The 16,512-nt window shown below is 62.9% G+C and carries 14 protein-coding genes; 5 read left to right on the top strand and 9 right to left on the bottom strand.

Features of this window, described 5'->3' with window-relative positions; genetic code table 11:
* Positions 1-37: 37 nt before the first annotated feature.
* Positions 38-478 carry a universal stress protein gene (locus CupriaWKF_RS30155; RefSeq protein WP_276103752.1) on the bottom strand — a complete coding sequence of 147 codons (441 nt, stop codon included), beginning with the start codon at positions 476-478 and terminating at the stop codon, positions 38-40.
* Positions 479-1,726: 1,248 nt separating this feature from the next.
* Positions 1,727-2,758: an AraC family transcriptional regulator gene (locus tag CupriaWKF_RS30150; protein WP_276103751.1), complete on the bottom strand. Its 1,032-nt coding sequence runs from the start codon at positions 2,756-2,758 to the stop codon at positions 1,727-1,729.
* Positions 2,759-3,018: 260 nt separating this feature from the next.
* On the opposite strand from CupriaWKF_RS30150, the gene CupriaWKF_RS30145 reads away from it, so the two are divergent.
* From CupriaWKF_RS30145 to CupriaWKF_RS30125, 5 genes are all read left to right on the top strand, one after another.
* Positions 3,019-3,852 carry a class I SAM-dependent methyltransferase gene (locus tag CupriaWKF_RS30145; protein ID WP_276103750.1) on the top strand — a complete coding sequence of 278 codons (834 nt, stop codon included), beginning with the start codon at positions 3,019-3,021 and terminating at the stop codon, positions 3,850-3,852.
* A gap of 331 nt (positions 3,853-4,183) precedes the next feature.
* On the top strand, positions 4,184-5,134 hold the full coding sequence (locus tag CupriaWKF_RS30140; protein ID WP_276104121.1) for a hypothetical protein: 951 nt from the start codon (positions 4,184-4,186) through the stop codon (positions 5,132-5,134).
* A 1,165-nt stretch (positions 5,135-6,299) separates the two neighbouring features.
* A complete protein-coding gene (locus CupriaWKF_RS30135) occupies positions 6,300-6,674 on the top strand; it encodes a hypothetical protein (RefSeq protein ID WP_276103749.1) in 375 nt (124 codons plus the stop codon).
* A gap of 205 nt (positions 6,675-6,879) precedes the next feature.
* The gene (locus tag CupriaWKF_RS30130; RefSeq protein WP_276103748.1) at positions 6,880-9,045 is read left to right on the top strand and encodes an adenylate/guanylate cyclase domain-containing protein; all 2,166 of its coding nucleotides are present in this window, start codon (positions 6,880-6,882) and stop codon (positions 9,043-9,045) included.
* Positions 9,046-9,122: 77 nt separating this feature from the next.
* Positions 9,123-9,512 (top strand): TCP-1/cpn60 chaperonin family protein, encoded by a 390-nt coding sequence (locus CupriaWKF_RS30125; protein WP_276103747.1) that lies wholly within the window; start codon positions 9,123-9,125, stop codon positions 9,510-9,512.
* A gap of 202 nt (positions 9,513-9,714) precedes the next feature.
* On the opposite strand, the gene CupriaWKF_RS30120 is transcribed toward CupriaWKF_RS30125, so the two are convergent.
* From CupriaWKF_RS30120 to CupriaWKF_RS30090, 7 genes are all read right to left on the bottom strand, one after another.
* The gene (locus tag CupriaWKF_RS30120) at positions 9,715-10,368 is read right to left on the bottom strand and encodes a BON domain-containing protein (protein WP_276103746.1); all 654 of its coding nucleotides are present in this window, start codon (positions 10,366-10,368) and stop codon (positions 9,715-9,717) included.
* Positions 10,369-10,533: 165 nt separating this feature from the next.
* Positions 10,534-11,994, bottom strand: coding sequence for an efflux transporter outer membrane subunit (locus tag CupriaWKF_RS30115; RefSeq protein ID WP_276103744.1), 1,461 nt, complete (start codon positions 11,992-11,994; stop codon positions 10,534-10,536).
* Positions 11,991-13,082: an HlyD family efflux transporter periplasmic adaptor subunit gene (locus CupriaWKF_RS30110; RefSeq protein ID WP_276103743.1), complete on the bottom strand. Its 1,092-nt coding sequence runs from the start codon at positions 13,080-13,082 to the stop codon at positions 11,991-11,993. The genes CupriaWKF_RS30115 and CupriaWKF_RS30110 overlap by 4 nt, the downstream gene beginning before the upstream one ends.
* Entirely contained in the window at positions 13,079-13,783 is a 705-nt protein-coding gene (locus CupriaWKF_RS30105; RefSeq protein WP_276103742.1) for an ABC transporter ATP-binding protein, read from the bottom strand. Before CupriaWKF_RS30105 ends, CupriaWKF_RS30110 begins: the two co-directional genes overlap by 4 nt.
* Positions 13,780-14,916 carry an ABC transporter permease gene (locus tag CupriaWKF_RS30100; protein ID WP_276104120.1) on the bottom strand — a complete coding sequence of 379 codons (1,137 nt, stop codon included), beginning with the start codon at positions 14,914-14,916 and terminating at the stop codon, positions 13,780-13,782. The genes CupriaWKF_RS30105 and CupriaWKF_RS30100 overlap by 4 nt, the downstream gene beginning before the upstream one ends.
* 69 nt (positions 14,917-14,985) lie before the next feature.
* Entirely contained in the window at positions 14,986-15,612 is a 627-nt protein-coding gene (locus tag CupriaWKF_RS30095) for a phosphoribosyltransferase family protein (RefSeq protein WP_276103741.1), read from the bottom strand.
* A gap of 30 nt (positions 15,613-15,642) precedes the next feature.
* On the bottom strand, positions 15,643-16,248 hold the full coding sequence (locus tag CupriaWKF_RS30090) for a SagB/ThcOx family dehydrogenase (RefSeq protein ID WP_276103740.1): 606 nt from the start codon (positions 16,246-16,248) through the stop codon (positions 15,643-15,645).
* Positions 16,249-16,512: the final 264 nt, after the last annotated feature.

Here is a 16,512-nt window from a genome sequence, read left to right as displayed (position 1 = left end):
CATTACCGGGGGTCATTCCGTATGGCATTCCCAGTCATTAGCTACTGGCAGTGCCAGCCTTCACCAGAATGACGGGGCATGGGGCGTGAGCAATGACGCGGCCCGCTACGGAACCGACAATGGCATCCAGGAATGCACCCCGGCCGTGTGTGCCCATCACGATCGCTGCCGCATTGACAGAGCGTGCAAACTCGACGATGCGCTCTGGTGCAAAACCCGTCAGCGCGTGCTGTTCGAACGGAACACCCGCTGCGCTCAGGATCTCAGCGGCGGAGCGCATCGTCCGCCCACTCTCGTCCGAGTGCCATGCCGCAAGATCCGCGGCGCTGATGTAGGACTTCACCTCTCCCGACACGTCTGGCATGCAATGAACCAGGTGTACGAGCAATGGCCCCTTCAATAATGTCCCGGCAGCCACACATTGTGCCGCCGCATCACTGTACGTCGAGCCATCGGTCGCAAGTACGATTTGCATCACTTTCTCCTTGAATGGCAAAGACGGCGACGATCGTAAGTTTGGCCGCAGGGCATCGCGAAGCGCGACTGATCACAGGCCTCTGCGACTCACTTCTACCGCACAAGTCACATGGTCATGTTCGTAAGGTAGGTGATGAACCATTCACGGATTTGGGCTGGATCAAAGAAGCTGTAAGCGCGAGAAGTCGCGCTATACGGCCGGACCGTTATGAAGAGATCACTATTGTCCGACTGAGCCGCGCTCCCGGCCGTTCGGTGGCGCACACCGGAGATCCAGCCACCATCATCGGGTTGGCGCCATAGCGTAGGGTAAGGGATCTGGCCGAGACCGCCATGGCGCGAGGAGTTCCCCAGGTCACGCCAGAGCAACAATTTCCTCCTGGATACCTCGAGGAGGTCGCAACAGGATATGACCACGGCTCCGCCGACGCGCGATACAAATGTCAGCAAGCCGAGCAAATCCATCGCCGGGCAGGGGGGCAGGCTTTCTCTGTGTCCGTCAGTGAGATGGATTTGGCCGTGGCTACGCGGCGGTCATAAGGTGGCGCGCATGCTAGCTCAAGGCCACCAGTCCGAGGAAGCCAGCCGTTAGGACGTAATTCCAATCGTGATGAAGAAAAAGCCATTATGCAAAAGCATTTCAGTTCCCTCGACGGCTCTAGTTTCATCGACGACTACCCCGTGCCGGTTACAGTTCGCCAGGAACGCATGGTCTGGATCCTCGATGGGATCTCCTGCCGGGAGCTATTAATAAGTCGACGGTCAGAAGGTATGGCCCTTCTATAGGTGGGACTGAGATAGCCGATTACTCAACGATTAACTCAACTTGCGAATGGCAGCAGTACGCCCGGAATCCGCCGTTGCTATGGCCCAATCCCGAACGGCGGCTCCGGGTCGGGCAGAGACGGCCTCGACCTGGAGGGGATAGCCGGCCGTGACCGGCCATGAAGCGTCGTAGATCCGCGCGATCACTCGGTCGTTCGAACGTCGGCGCCGGCCAGGCTAACGGACTTTCGCTGGCACAAGTCGCTTCATCGGCCTTTCCGGCCCTCGCATCCCGCCTCGGATTGCCACCGAATGACGGTTCTATGGAGTGATGGCCAACATACGCCACCGCCACTGTGGCCATGTTCCGCGGAACTGCAGTCGCCGGGCGCGCCCGAATGGGCACCCGGCGCGGGCAGCCGAGGCGGTGAAGCCAGGACGCGACACTATCCGGAGTGCCATGCGTGCCGCTGTCGCGGGCGCGTCAGTCAGATGCAGTGCCGCTCGACACGGCGTGGCTCGCATCACCCTGATCGCGAGTCGCAGTGCCCGCGGCGTTCCTGCGCCAAGTCGCCGGCGGCACACCGAACTCGCGCTTGAACGCGCGATTGAATGCGGCTTCGGATTCGTAACCAACATCCTCCGCAACTGACACGAGCGGCCGATCGGTGAGGCGCAGTTGCTGCGCGGCGAGTTGCAAGCGCCACTGCGCCAGGTATTGCATCGGCGGCACCCCGAGCAGGTCGGCGAAACGCTGCGCAAGCGCGGAACGCGACATGCCAACTTCGTGGGCGAGGTCTTCCACGGTCCACGGGTGCGCCGGGCGCGCATGCATCAGCGCAAGCACGCGAGCGACGAGGCGATCGCGCAATCCCGCTAGCCACCCCTTGCGATCGTCGGGCATCGTGTCGACGTAACGCCGCACCGCCTCGACGAACACCAGCTCCGCAAGTTTGGCCAGCACCGTTGCACTACCGGCATGCGCTGAGGCTGCTTCCTCGGTCGCGAAGCGCAGCGACGATTCAAGCCATGACGCCCTGGACCCGCGCATGCCGACCTTGAACAGACGCGGCAGCGCGCAAAGCAAGGGATTTCTCGAAATGTTCTGCGCCGCGAGAAAACCGCAGACCATTCGAGTGGCCGCCCCGCCGCCGCCGTGGACGAGCCTCATGACTTCACCCTGCATTGTGTCCACTTGATTCGCCAATAACGGCGCCAAGAGTTCAGGTGACAGGTCAGTGGAACTACAGAGCACGTGGGTTTCGCCTTGCGGCACCACGATGACATCACCTGATTCCACCTGCAATGCGCTACCGGGATCGTTTGGCAACATCGCCCAGCACCCTCCTTCTGTTACCAGATGGAACGAGACGACGCGCTCGGAGGCCGGCAGATAGGCCGAGCAAAGTGCTGAATCTGCGTGACCAATGACGCACCATGGCGCCGAAAATGAACCGTCGAGATAGACGGCGCCGGTCAACTGGACGACGCGCAGTACGTCGGAGAGGGCATCCATCGTGGCGATTGTGCAATCGCGGCGTCGCGCGCAAGAAAGTTGGACGCCCGGTTATTCAATGTCGTTCCTGCTGCGCCAATACTAGCACCACTGGCGCCGTGCCAGAGGACCGCAAACCGGCAATATCCGGGCGAAGGAGTCGAATGTGGAAGGCACTTCGCAGGTTGTCGCGAGGCACGCACCGGCCAGCCGAGACGCCGTCCGACTAATGCGTTTCTGCACCGAAACAAATCCCCCTGAATGCCATTAGGAGTGTCGCTATGCCCGCCCTCGCCACAACGTCCTCGCCCGCCATCGACCTCGCCTCAGTCAAGACCCGTCAGCAAGCCGCCTGGCCCACGGGCAACTATGCCGTGGTAGGCACCACGCTTCAGATCGTCGGAGAGAACCTGTGCGAAGCACTCGATCTGCGTTCCGGTGCGTGCGTGCTCGACGTCGCCGCCGGCAACGGCAACGCCACGCTTGCGGCCGCGCGCCGCTGGTGCGATGTGACCTCCACCGACTATGTGTCCTCGCTGCTCGAGTCCGGGCGGGCGCGCGCGCAGGCCGAAGGCCACACGATCCAGTTCCAGGAAGCCGACGCTGAGAACCTACCGTTTCCAGACGCAGCGTTCGACGCGGTGATGTCCACCTTCGGTGTGATGTTCACCCCGAACCAGAACAAGGCGGCGAGCGAGCTCGCGCGTGTTTGCAAGCCCGGCGGCAGGATCGGCCTGGCGAACTGGACGCCCGAGAGTTTCATTGGACAAGTGTTCAAGACGATCGGCAAATACATTCCCCCGGCGCCAGGCGTCAAATCGCCGGGACTTTGGGGCACGAAGGGAAGGCTTGAGGAGCTCTTCGGAAAAACCGCACGGCAGATCTGCACAACCACCCGCGAGTTCGCCTTCCGCTACCGCTCGCCCGCGCACTGGATCGAAGTGTTCCGCACCTACTACGGCCCCGTGACCAAGACCTTCGACGCGCTTGATGCCGAGAAGCAGGCTGCCTTCACCCGGGACTTGCTTGCGCTCATGGCGCGCGACAACCGCTCGGACGACGGCACGCTGGTGCTGCCGAGCGAGTACCTCGAAGTGGTGATCGAGCGGAAGTGATGCCTTCCAGCGGTCATCAGTCCGCTGAGCAACCCTACATCAGCAAGATGGTTTACGTGCAACAACGACGCCAACCGAGGCTAGCGCGGCGATAACAAAATCGGGGTCGATACAGACCGAGAGAAATCCGCTTTGCAGTATCGCTAGAGCTTTACGTCGCGTCACCAAAATGCGCATCGCACTTTCCGCACCTGCACTGCTGCGGGCGGGAGCTTTTGTACCCGAAAAAGGAATCCCCACCATGAACACGCAAGACATTAGCCACGCCCCTGCCGCCGACGGATTCGGCGATGCCGCAGCCGTACTCACCCAACCCTCACGGAGAACGTCCATGCCCGTTGCGCAATCCATCTTGCAACCCCACTTCAGTTCCGCCCATTACGCCAAGTGCATCGAGGTCTCCAAGCGCATCCGGTGGGACATCAATCGCGACGTCATTCGCCATCGCGAACTCGACTTTACAAAGAAATTCCTGCCTGACGGCTTGTCATTCGTTGACCGGTTGCCGTTCCTCGGCTCCGACGAGCGCCGCCTGTTGTCGCAAATCCAGGGACGCTCGTACGTCAATATCTTCGGTCTGGTCGAGCGCTTCATAGGCGCCAAGATCCTCGAGGTGAGCCACGACCACTGGCTCGGCGACCAGACTGCGCTCGAGGCGCTGGTTCGCTTCACCGACGAAGAGCTGAAGCACCAAGAGTTGTTTCGGCGAATGGAAATTCTAATCGGCGCCGGGATGCCGGCGGGGTATACGTTCCTGCCGCGACCGAACGACGTCGCGTCGGTCGTACTGAGCAAGTCGACCTGGTCGGTGCTGGCGCTGACCTGCCTCATCGAGCTATTCACTCAGGAGCACTACCGGGCCAGCATCGCGCCGGACAACGACCTTTGCCCGGTGTTCAAGGACGTGTTCCTGTTTCACTGGAAGGAGGAGTCGCAGCACGCGATCCTGGACGAGCTGGAATGGGTGCGCGAGAACGCAAAGCTTATAGCCCAGGCACGCGATGCGGCCGTGGAGGATGTGATCGCACTGGTAGGCGCCATCGACGGAATCCTGCAGGACCAATCTGCAGCCGACACGCGCTACTTCGTCGAAATCTGTCGTCGACCAATGACGGCGCTTGAGGCCGAAGCCGTAAATGCCACTGTTCTTGCCGCGTATCGCTGGCAGTACATCGTGTCGGGCGTGCAAATTCCACGTTTCGACGCATTGCTGAACGGGATGATCACGCCAGTCCAAGGGGCGCGAATCGGCGCCGCGCTCGCGCCGATCATGGCCTCATAAGCTCGTTGATCAACGAAGATCCTGATCATGGCAACCAGATGCCCCATCAAGTTCGGCGTAGCCCGGCTGCATGGGGCTTCCATGCGAGCATGTCCATCGTGGCTGGTCGCCTGAAGCGAGGGGAACATCTGTGGATGAGACCGCGCACTGGCGGCTAGGGGGCGAGACTACCCACTCGCGATATATGGAAACGGACTTCGTCGACCGGCTGCACCTGGGAAAGTTGGAGCGGCCGGTTCGGCCGACCAACTGCCGGAGCGAATGTGTGCGCGGATGACCGTTGGACCCGGTTAGTCGCCATTGAGGCGGCGTAAACACGAACGGCGCAAACGGGTCGATCCCGGGCATCGGCTCAAAGTGGCGAGCTTCACGAGGAACGTGGTGCAGATCTACGACCACTTCACCATCGGCGTGATCCGATATCGGCGCGCGTCACGCCGGCCATTTGCAGTGTCGCGTCGGCCTCTCGGCCACGGGAGGGGGGCGAGTCAGGCGGCGTGTTGAAAGGCGTGCAAAACGGCGTTGCTGTGCAGCCCGCGCTGGCGCTCAATGCGGTGCGGGCATGCCGTTGCCCAGGTATCGGGCCGTGACATGCTGAGAGAACGTCATGTTCTTCCCCCCAGCTTGACCATCAGAAGTCCATTGCTCCCGGCGGCGTTCAGGTGCCACAGCGCGCTGCCCGTGGTCTCGGAAATCTTGCCGCCGTTTCCCCGGCATAGCAGCGTGTAGACGATCTGGTCGTCCGCCTGGTGTTCAACGACGAGGTTGCAACCGGCAAGCGATGGATGACTCAGGACGGGAAACGCTGTCGCCAGCGCCTGACGCGATAGACAACGCTCCTCGCGAGTCGTGGCGTAGGAGTGTCGTTGTTGCCGTCAGTCCGAGGATGCTTCTCCACACGATAGGCCGGCTTGTTCCGAGGGTACTGGCGGGAAGTGATGCAAGAATGGCCGGATATAGCGGGTGCAATCCTTCCTTGCAGATCGAAGGCAGTAGATTGGCCAACTTGCCATTGGGGGTGGCCAAGGCCGCCGCACAGTTGGACCAGGAGGCCGGCAGCGACGCGAAGGCGCACTGGTCTGGGCAGTAGCCGCTCAAGTTCCTGAAGAGGCTTACCGGCGGTCCGGCTACGCCTTACCTGAATGACCAGCCAGTCGGCCAGCAAATGCTCGACGCTGTCGTCCCGGCGCGCTTCCCGGCGGCCGAAACGCTGGACATCGGCATGGACATGGGCTCGACAGTCAGCCACGACTACGCGGATCGTGCAGCCTATAGCTGCCTGGATGACCTCGTGGAGCTGAGCCAGCGTGACGTGCTCAGGAATGAGCACACGCCGCCAGACCAGCGGGCTCAAGCCGCGCAGAGCCATTCGGCGTTGCTGGACGGAAGTCGCGGACCCAGGATCGGAAGCCATGCGCGCATTGCAGGTGGCTCATTAGTCTCCCTGCGGCGAACGTCGTCGTTGCCCCGATTTCGCGCGGTCTCCTTTCTGAGCAGTGGGCATGTCGGCCACTGGCCAGTTTCCATTGCGCCAAGTTGACAGTGCCCTCCCGATGCCTGGCTGACGGCAAACTTCGACGCGCCGGGGCAACGCTCTAAGATAGACATCACAGACACCTTCCTATGAGCGGAGCGAGGAATGCCGAATGTCAGCGCCACCCAGCCGATCCTACGGGGTCAGGCCCTGGAAGGCCAAGGCGCGTCATTCAGCGCTCTCGGGCGAGTACTGCGGAGGGAATGACCGCATGTCTGCCCCTCGCCTCAAAAGGCTCTTCCGCCGATGGGCTGCCGTTAGCGGTAAAACCGGTAGCCTGCGGGTGCGGATGCTGCTGTTGGTGCTGCTTGCCATTCTGCCGATGCTCCTGCTGATTCTTACCACGAACCTTGAGGAGCGGCGTGCTGCGGAGCAGCGCGTCCAGGACGGTACCATACGCCTCCTCCGCCTGACGATCAGCCAGCACGAGCGACTCATCGAGGGGTCACGACAATTGCTAATCGCGCTGGCCCAAATTCCGGTGGTGCACGATCGCTCCGAGGCGGCCTGCAGTACTCTGTTTGGTAATTTCCTTAAGCAGTACCCCTTCTATGCCAATCTGGCCGCTGCGGACCTGGAAGGCAATGTGTACTGCAGCGGACTGCGCCTGGCCGAACCGGTGAATGTCGCCGACCGCGGCTATTTCCAGCGTGCGCTGCAGTACAAAGGCCTGGCGATCGGGGATTACCAGATCAGCCGTACTAGCCGCAAAGCTAGTGTGAACTTCGGCTATCCGATCCTCGATGAGACCGGCTCCCCCAAAGGGGTGGTATTCGCCGCACTCGATCTGAGGTGGCTCGATCAGTTGGCTGTTGAGGCGCGTCTGCCGCCCGATGCCGTGCTCATTTTGCTCGACCGCCACGGCACCGTGCTCTTCGAGCATCCGGATTGGCGACGCTGGATGGGGGTTGCCGCAAAGGGTAACGCGCTGGTCGAAACCATTCTCTCCCACCAGGAGGAAGGCACGGTTGAGCTCCCCAACCTGGAAGGCGTCACCAGCCTGTTCGCGTTCGCGCCGCTGCGCAGCACACGCGGGGTGGTCATCACCACGCAGGGGTACCTTGCGGTCGGCATCCCCACCTCGGTGGCGTTCGCACAGGTCAACCGCGCCTTCGCCTACCGCCTGCTGTTCTTCAGCGCAGTCGCCTTGCTCGCTCTGGCCACGGCCTGGTGGTTTGGCGCAGTATTTATCCTGCGTCCGGCACGCGCCCTGCTCGCGGCCACCGAACGGCTGGAGAAAGGCGATCTTCAAGCGCGCGCCGGGCTGTTGCCGGGGCACGGGGAATTGAGCCAGTTGGCCTGCTCCTTCGACCGGATGGCCGAGCGGCTGCAGGAACACCAGGCTCAATTGCGCCACGCGTTGACCGAGACCACCGAATTGAAGGATCTGCTCGACAATGTGTTCGCCTCCATCGTAAGCGGAGTGATCACCACTGATCTGCAAGGCAAAATCATGCTGTGTAACCTGGCCGCCTTGCACATCCTGGGGTATCGGGATGCCGAAGAACTGGTCGGACGCAATATCGTTGAACTCCAGCCTCCGTTGGGGACGACCCTGCTGTCGCACGTACTGAGCACCGCTCGCACCGACAAGGCGGTAGTCGGCCTTGAACTCGCTCCCACCGTCACCGGGCGCGGTACTGTCTATCTGCGCTTCAACCTCTCCACGCTCAAAGGCTTGCAGCAGCCACAGGGCATCGCGATCGTGCTGGACGACGTGACGGAAAAGCGGCTGATGGAAGCCCAGCAGCAATTGCTGAAATGCATGGTATCGCCGGCGATCTTGGCGCAGATCGATACCGAGCATTTGCAGCCGGCGGGCAAGCGCACCGAGATCACCACCCTGTTCGCCGATATCCACGGCTTCACCAGCATCAGCGAGCAACTGAATCCGGACGATCTGTTCGGCTTGCTCAACCGCTATCTCGGCGTGATGACGGACGCCGTACTGGCGCAGGAAGGGACGATCGACAAGTTCCTGGGCGATGCGGTGATGGCTTGGTTCAATGCCCCTTTCCCCCAGCCCGACCACGTAATGCGCGCACTTCGCGCTGCACTCGGTATCCGCGTGGCCATCCAGGCCCTGTACCAACAGATCTCCCCGTTGTTTCACCTCTCCGTCGGGATCGGCCTGCACGTCGGCGAGGCAGTGCTGGGGCTGGTCGGTGGCGAGCAGCGCATGGAATACACTGCGATCGGCGACGATGTGAACATCGCCAAGCGCATCCAGGAACATGCCGGGATCGACCAAATCCTGATCAGTGCCGCCGTCTACGCCCGCGTGCAGAATCAGGTCATCGTGCGTCCGGTGACCGTCATTCAGGTGAAAGGTCGGCAGAAGCCGTTGGAAGTATATGAACTGCTCGGATTGAAGTAGGTCGGTAAACAGAAGGCGCCGTTGCAGTTGACGAACGGAACTTGGGTGGAACGCGTTCGGACATAACTTTCGGAGGCGTGGCGCTGATACGTGCCCGTACCGCGCTGCAGGCGTGGCAGGCACCAAATCCGGAGCCGGCTGCTGGTGCGCGCATTGTCCACGCCGCGCTGGCAGCGCCGATGCGGCAGATCGTCGCCAATGCCGGCGCTGACGCCGATGGGGTGGTCCACCGCGTGTGCGAGGGCTCGGGAACGCTCGGCTATGATGCCGGCGGCGAGCGCTATGGCGGCATGCTCGAGCTGGGTGTGATCGACCCGGTCAAGGTCGTACGCACCGCGCTACAGAACGCCATTTCCATTGCATCGCTGCTGCTCACCACCGACTGCATGATTGCCCTGGAGCGCGCTCCTTACCCGTCAGCCGAGGGAGCAGCGCGAGGGGCGGGGATGTTCGGCGAGGAATACTGAGTCACTTGCGGCTACTCCGCGGAGGCTGCCTTTGTGGCCGGCCTGGACCCGCGGCCAATCATCCGCCACACCTGGACGGCGCCGCCGATACAGGTCCTTGCTGCGCCTGTCCGGTGAGCGTGACCCGAGCGTTCATCGACCTGGCGCGTGCCGCCGACGCGCTGCGCATGCGCCCGTGGGGAAAGGCGTCGCGCGCCGGTGCTCAAAGATTGACGCTGATGTTGTTTTCGACCGAAATCACACCGGGCGCCGACCACGCAGCGTTGTATGCCGCTTCCCGCTCGGACCAGGTCCGCAGGCTGCCACCCAGCTTGACGTTCCCTTCCGATACGGCCACCGTTACGTGGCTGGCATCCAGCACCGCCTGCCGCTCGATGGCATCTTTGATCCGCTGGCTCAGGTCGGCCTGGTTGACCAGCGGGCGCACGGCAATTGCATTCGTGACGCTAGCCACCCCGAAGAGTCCGGCAACAGCGTGCTCCGCGGCCACGCGCTGGTAGTTCCAGTCGACGTCCCCGGTCAGCGTAATCACGCCATGCTCGACCATGATCTTGATGCGGCCACTCGGCACCATAGTTTGCCAGGACAGGACATTGGAGGCAGCCCGCGCAATATCGCTGTCGGTGCGCTGTGAGTCGTCCGGCAGGCGCACATCCAGTTCGACAGCCAACGCCTTGACGCCGGGAATCCGCTTCACCGCGGCTTCGGCCGCATACTTCTCGGCAAAATTCTGCAGATGCCCGGTAAGAGTCACCACGCCGTCAACCACTTGCACTCCGATCTCGCTCGCATTGACTGACGGGTCCCAGGTCAGTTCTTCGGTTACGTCCTGCTTCAGTTGGATATCGCCTTTCATTTGCGTCCTCATTTCGTCGATGTGCAGCAGAGCGCAGAGCTTTTCGCCAGCCGGCGCATGTCCGGGTAAGCCGCGCGTGGCAATTCATGCTCGCCCTCACGCTTCTTCACACAGCTCGCCTTGACCCAGCGTATGCGGTAAGTCCCGACAGCCCGTTGATATGCGTCAAGGGAGCGGGGGCTGGTCTTGCCAGGCGCCGCCAAGCGCAAGGAACAGTGCCACTGTGTCCTGCAGCCGCTGCGCGCGCGCCTGTATGTAGCCGATGCTTGCCTGCTGGTACTGGGCATTGGCAACGAGAACCTGAAGATATCCCGTCGTGCCGGCCCTGTAATTGGCCTGGACTTCGGACATGAGCTGGAGCGCGGCCTGCCGCGCGCGATCCTGCGCATCCACTGTGAGCGCGTCATGCTCCAGGGCCCGCAGCGCATCGGCCACCTGGGCAAAGGCCGCCAGCACAACCTGCCGGTAGTTGGCCTGCGCCGCCTCGAATTGCGCCAGAGCGGCGCGCCGTCCGTAGTACAGAGTGCCGCCCTGGAATACTGGCGCAAAGGCGGCGGCGGCCATGCCCCAGATGCCGCCGCCCGCGGCGAACAGGGCTCCGGGCTGCGTTCCCTCGCGCCCGTAGGTGGCGCTCAACGCAATGCTCGGGAGCATGGCAGCAGTGGCTACGCCGACGTTCGCCGCCGCGACATGCAGTTCAGCCTGCGCGGCAAGCACATCCGGCCTGCGCCGTACCAGTTCGGAGGGCAACACGCGTGGCAGGTCCGTCGGCAATGCGAGCGATTCGAGGGACAGGGCCAGTGGCTCCGACTCCGAAGGGAAGCGTCCACCCAGCGTCGCCTCGAGATGATCGGCCTGGTCCAGCCGCTGTTCGAGCGGGGGTAGTGTCGCCTCCAGTGAACCGAGCTGGCTCAGCAGGCTCAGTTCGCTGGCGTGGGTTGCCGTACCGGCGCTGACTTGCGCGCGCGTGACTTCCACTTGCTCGCGCACCACCTTCACCAACGCCTCCGTGGCGGCAATCTGCGTCGCATAGCCGGCCCGAGCAATTGCGGTGTTGACGAGCGTCCCGGTCAACGTGAGCCAGGCCGCGCCGACCGCGTAGCGTTGCGCCTCCGCCCGTGCCGACAGGGCCTCCACCGCCCTGCGGTTGCCGCCGAACAACTCCAGCGCGTAGCTGACCGTGGCCCCCAGCGTGAAGACATTGAAAATGCCGGGAGCGACTACGCTCCCGAGCCTCGCGGGCGTCGTGGTCTGCCGTGACGCCTGTGCCTGCACCGCGACCTGCGGATAGAACACGCCTGCGCCGGCACGGGCGGCCGCGTCGGCCTGCCGCAGGTTGGCTTCGGCGACCTGCAGGCTCGGATTCCCGGCCAACGCCACTTCCAGGGCGCGATCCAGCTCATCGCTGCCAAACATGTGCCACCAGTGCGCCGGCACGGGCGCACCGGACGCAAAGTGCTGGATCTGTCCCTCGCCCGCCGGCGTGTCGGCGGCGTCCCCGCTTCGCACATAGTCGGTCACCGCCGGCGCCGGCGGTGACACGAAATCGGGCCCGACCGCACAACCCCAAAGCGCGGTCGCCAGCATCGCCGCAAGCGGCTTGCGGTAGTGGAGCTGCCAGCTCACGGTGCCCCGCCCAGATACACATCCACCAGTTGCCCCGGGTAAATCGCTGGCTGCGAAGGTCTCCTGAAGCGAAAGATCACCGGCAGCACGCGGACATCAACGCGCTCCGTTCTCTGGTCCGAGAGCTGGATCTTCGGGGTCAGGTATGGCTGTAGTCGGACAAATTCCAGCGTGATGCTGGTGTCAGTGCCGCGCACGAACATGCGCGCCTGCATGCCACGGCTGAGTTGCAGCCGGTGCACAAGAATCTCGTCGACGTAGACACGGACCGCCAGCCAGTCCTGCTGGCTGCTCAGGACGGCAACGGGCTGATTGCCCTGCGTATAGGTGTCATATGTCCCTTGCGGCGATACATAGGCCCCCACGGCGGTATTGACCGACAGCACCACCCCGTCCATCGGGGCGCGCACCACGTATTTCCGCAGCAGGGCATCGGCCGCATCGGCTGCCTTGCGCAACGCATCGCGCTGCTTTTCCTGGTTGCGAATGTCGTACGTCCATGCACCGGCGCGCGTCAGCGCCAGTTGCCTACGTGCCACCACCAGGGAACTGCGTGCGACCCCCACAGCGTTGGCGGCGTTATCCATGGCGTCCTGGCTGACGGACCTGGCATCAATCTGCCACGACTTGTGCAGTTTGTCGTACTGGTCCTCCACCGTCTTGAGGCTCGCGGCTGCGGCGTCGACCTGTGCCTGCGCCACCTCCAAGGTTTCCTTGCGCGGCTGGGCCAGCAATTGCGCGAGCTGGGCATCAGCGGCATCCGCCTGCGCGGACTGCTGCTGCGCGAGCGCGCGTTGGACCGAGTCTTCGATGGTCAGCAGTTCGTCGCCGCGCTTGACGGCCTGACCTTCCCGGACGGCGATCCTGGCCACGGTGCCGGTCACCTCCGGGTAAACATTGACGTTGGCCCCGCTGTCCTGTTCGCTTTCCACGATGCCGTTGGCGTAGATGCCACTTCGATATGGATTGGCCGCCGGCTGGAATACGGGCGGAAGGGGCGGCTTCTGCTGCGCGTAAAAGACCGCGGCCGCGACGCCGACCAGGGCGCCAAGTGCGGACACCAGGAAGAGCCAGCGGTTCTTCTTCATTGTGCAGTTCCTGCTTCAATGGCCTTGAGTCGCCCGTCCTCCATGTCGAGTATGCGAGATGCCATATCGAAAATCCGCGCATCGTGCGTCACGACGACAATGCAACGCCTGTCATTGAGGATTTCCTTGCGAATGAACGTCATGATGGTGCGGCCGGTCTCGCCATCCAGCGACGCGGTGGGCTCGTCAAGGATGAGGATATCGGGCTGGCTGACAATAGCCCGCGCGATCGCGACGCGCTGCTGCTCGCCACCGCTGAGCTTGACCGGAGGCAGCTGTGCCCGATTTTCCAAGCCGACAATCCGCAAGTATTTGCGGGCTTCGGCCAGCGCTTCATCCCAGTCACGCCGGCGCAGGACCAGAGGAATGGCGACATTCTCCAGAGTCGTGAGGCGGGGAAACAGGTGATAGTCCTGAAACACGAAGCCCACCTTGGCCAGCCGGAATGCGGCCAGCTCGTCGTCAGTGAGGCGCCATACATCGACGCCATCGATCATCACGCGCCCCCCATCCGGTCTCAGGATGCCGGAGATCACGCTGAGCAAGGTCGTCTTGCCGCTGCCTGATGGACCAACAACGAACAGGATCTCGCCGAAGTAGGCGTCGAAGCTGACGTCACGTAGCGCGTGGGTTCTGGCCTCGCCTTCGCCGAACCACTTCTCGATACCTTGTGCCGAGATCGCGACGTGTGCCATGGTCATGCCCGGAAGATGTCGAACGGTTCGATACGTAGCACCTTGCGTACGCCGATGTAGCCCGATATGCCCGCGATCACCATGACCATCGCCAGCGCCATGGCAAGGTTGTAGAACGTGATCAGCGCCGCATAATTGGGGATGCGCAGCCGCGCCAGGGCAATCAGTACGGTGCACAGCCCGATGCCAAGGCCATATCCGGTCAGCGACACGAATGTTGCCTGGAACAGGATCATCGCCACCAACTCATGCCCTTTGGCGCCGATGGCCTTGAGCGCACCGAACTTCTCGAGGTTCTCGACGATGAAGGTATAGAAGGTCTGCCCTGAAATCGACAATCCGACGATAAAGCTGATGACGGTCATCAGCAGGATATTCGTGCCCAGCCCGGTCTGGTACTTGTAGAAATCGGAAATGCGGTCGACAAACTGGTCCTTGGTGAGCGCGGTGTAGCCAAGCCGTCCGACCGCCTGCTGGATGCGAGGCGTGTCCGCGGGCGTCTTCGGCTCGACCAGGATGTACGAGATCGTGTAACGGCTGGTAGGCAGGTACTGAATCGCGCGCCGGTATGTCGTATAGAGCGTCGGCACGCCAAACAGTCCGCTGCTCGATACCTCTGCAAGCCCAACGATCACGCCTCGATGGTCATTGATCTCGAACGTCGTACCCACATCCGGGTTTTCCAGCTTTCGGTATTCCGCGTCCTTGACAACCAGAAAGGCATTCTCGGCAAAAAGGTCATCGATGCTGCCGCGCACGACCCGTGGGCGGCCGAACAGGCTCGTGTCGTCGATCCCGACCACGGTCACAGGCTGATAGACACCGCTGTTCAGGCGCACCAGTGCGCCGCCCGAGTAGAGCGGCACCGCAAAGCGTACGCCGTCGATGCTGCGCACGGCGTCCAGTACATAGTCAGGCATGCCAATTGTGTTGGCCACCGTGTTGACGGCCGGATCCATGACCCAGATGCTGGCGCCTATGTTGAATACCGTGGACGACGAACGGTTCAGGACGCCCGCAAAGAGCGACGTCATCTCGATCATCAGGAACACGGAGAAGGTAATGCCGACCAGCAGCCCCGTAAATTTGGCCCGGTCATTGACCAGCAGCTTGTAAGCCAGCAGCAAGATGCCCGGAATGGCTGCCCACTGTGGGTGCGCCGTGGAAGGGCCGGGAGCGGGGTCGGCGGCGTTCGGCATATTCCGGACTCAGCGCCCGTTCAGGGCGGCCACGACCTGCTCGTCATCGACCTGGGGAAACTCACGATAGAACTCACCAACCGCGCGGAAAGACGGTGGCGATTCGAGGCACACCACTTCATCGGCATACGGCCGCAGGCGCTCCAGCGTCTGCGGCGGCGCCACCGGTACCGCGCATACCAGGTGAAGTGGCTTCTGCATTCTGGCAGAATGCAAAGCCGCAATCATCGATGCACCGGTGGCCAGGCCGTCGTCCACGACGATGACCCGCCGTCCTGCCGCGCTGACTGCCTCGCGGCCCGGTGTGTAGCGGGCGCGGCGGCGGCGTAGCTCCTCGAGTTGCGCTGCACGCTCCCGGTCGACGTATGCATGGTCTGCACCGGCCATGGCCGCATGAGATGTCAGATAGGTCCAGCCGCTCTCGTCCACGGCCCCGATGGCAAACTCGGGATTGCCCGGCGCGCCGAGCTTGTGTACCAGCACGATGTCAAGGTCGGCCCCGAGGGCGTCGGCAATGACTGCGCCCATCGGCACCGCGCCACGCGGCACGGCCAGCACCAGCGGGTGCTGGCCGGCGTGTCGGCTTAGCGCGCGCGCCAGTTGCCTGGCGGCATCCTGCCTGTCGATGAAAGACATGTCAGCCTCCTTGCGTTATCTGTCCGGCTGTTACGGGGGAAAGCCCACGCTTTGGGCCAGGATGACGCGCTGATCGGGATCCAGCCGCATTGCCCTTGCGAGCGCGCGGCGGTCCAGCAGGCCTCGTGCGACCGTCGCCAGGCCCGACGCGGCACAGAACAGGTAGACGTTCTGGCTGATGTAACCGGCATCCAGGGCCGTATAGAACCGGCGCAGCGGCTTATCGGCGTCATCGAGCTTTGACAACCTGCTGACATAGACCAGATTCAGCGGCGCGGTCGACACGTAGTCCTGCAAGCCGGTGGCTGCCCGCAGGTCTTCGCCGGTCACCAGGCGAAGCCGCCAGCCCACAGGCTCGAGCACGTAGAGCCCCTCCGGCAAGGCGACATAGAGATCGATCTCCTGCCAGTTGAGGGTCGAAGGCGCCGTCCGCAGGCCGCTATCGGGACGGCTGATGCCAAAGGCCGCCCACAACAGCGTGGACAGCAGCACGTCGTCCAGGGGGCGCTGCGCGAAGCTTCTGGTGGAGCGCCTGTTGTGAAGCGCCGTAAGGAGCGGCATGCCACCTTCGGTCCGGGGCGTGGGAAGGTCCACGAACTCCACGGCGGCTTCGGCTGAAACAATAGGATGGGTCACGTTCGTCTCCAGAACTGCCGGGGCCATGCCAGCGCGCCGATTCGGCGGGACGCAAGGCGTAAGCCTGTCATCCTCTCGGAGCCCCGGGCGGCAAGACCCATGCAGCTAAGGTAGTTGGCGGGCGGCTCCCGGATTTGGGCTGGATCAAAAAGACCGACATTTCGTCTGTACGTGCCGCATTCGCCGGCTTGCAGGAAGCCGGTCCTTGCATCCTTGAGGTGAGAATGCTGCGACGAGCATCCCGCCTACGCTGCTCACGGGCGC

This window comes from Cupriavidus sp. WKF15 (assembly GCF_029278605.1).
Classification (GTDB): domain Bacteria; phylum Pseudomonadota; class Gammaproteobacteria; order Burkholderiales; family Burkholderiaceae; genus Cupriavidus.
This window is presented reverse-complemented; position numbering and strand designations above follow the sequence as displayed.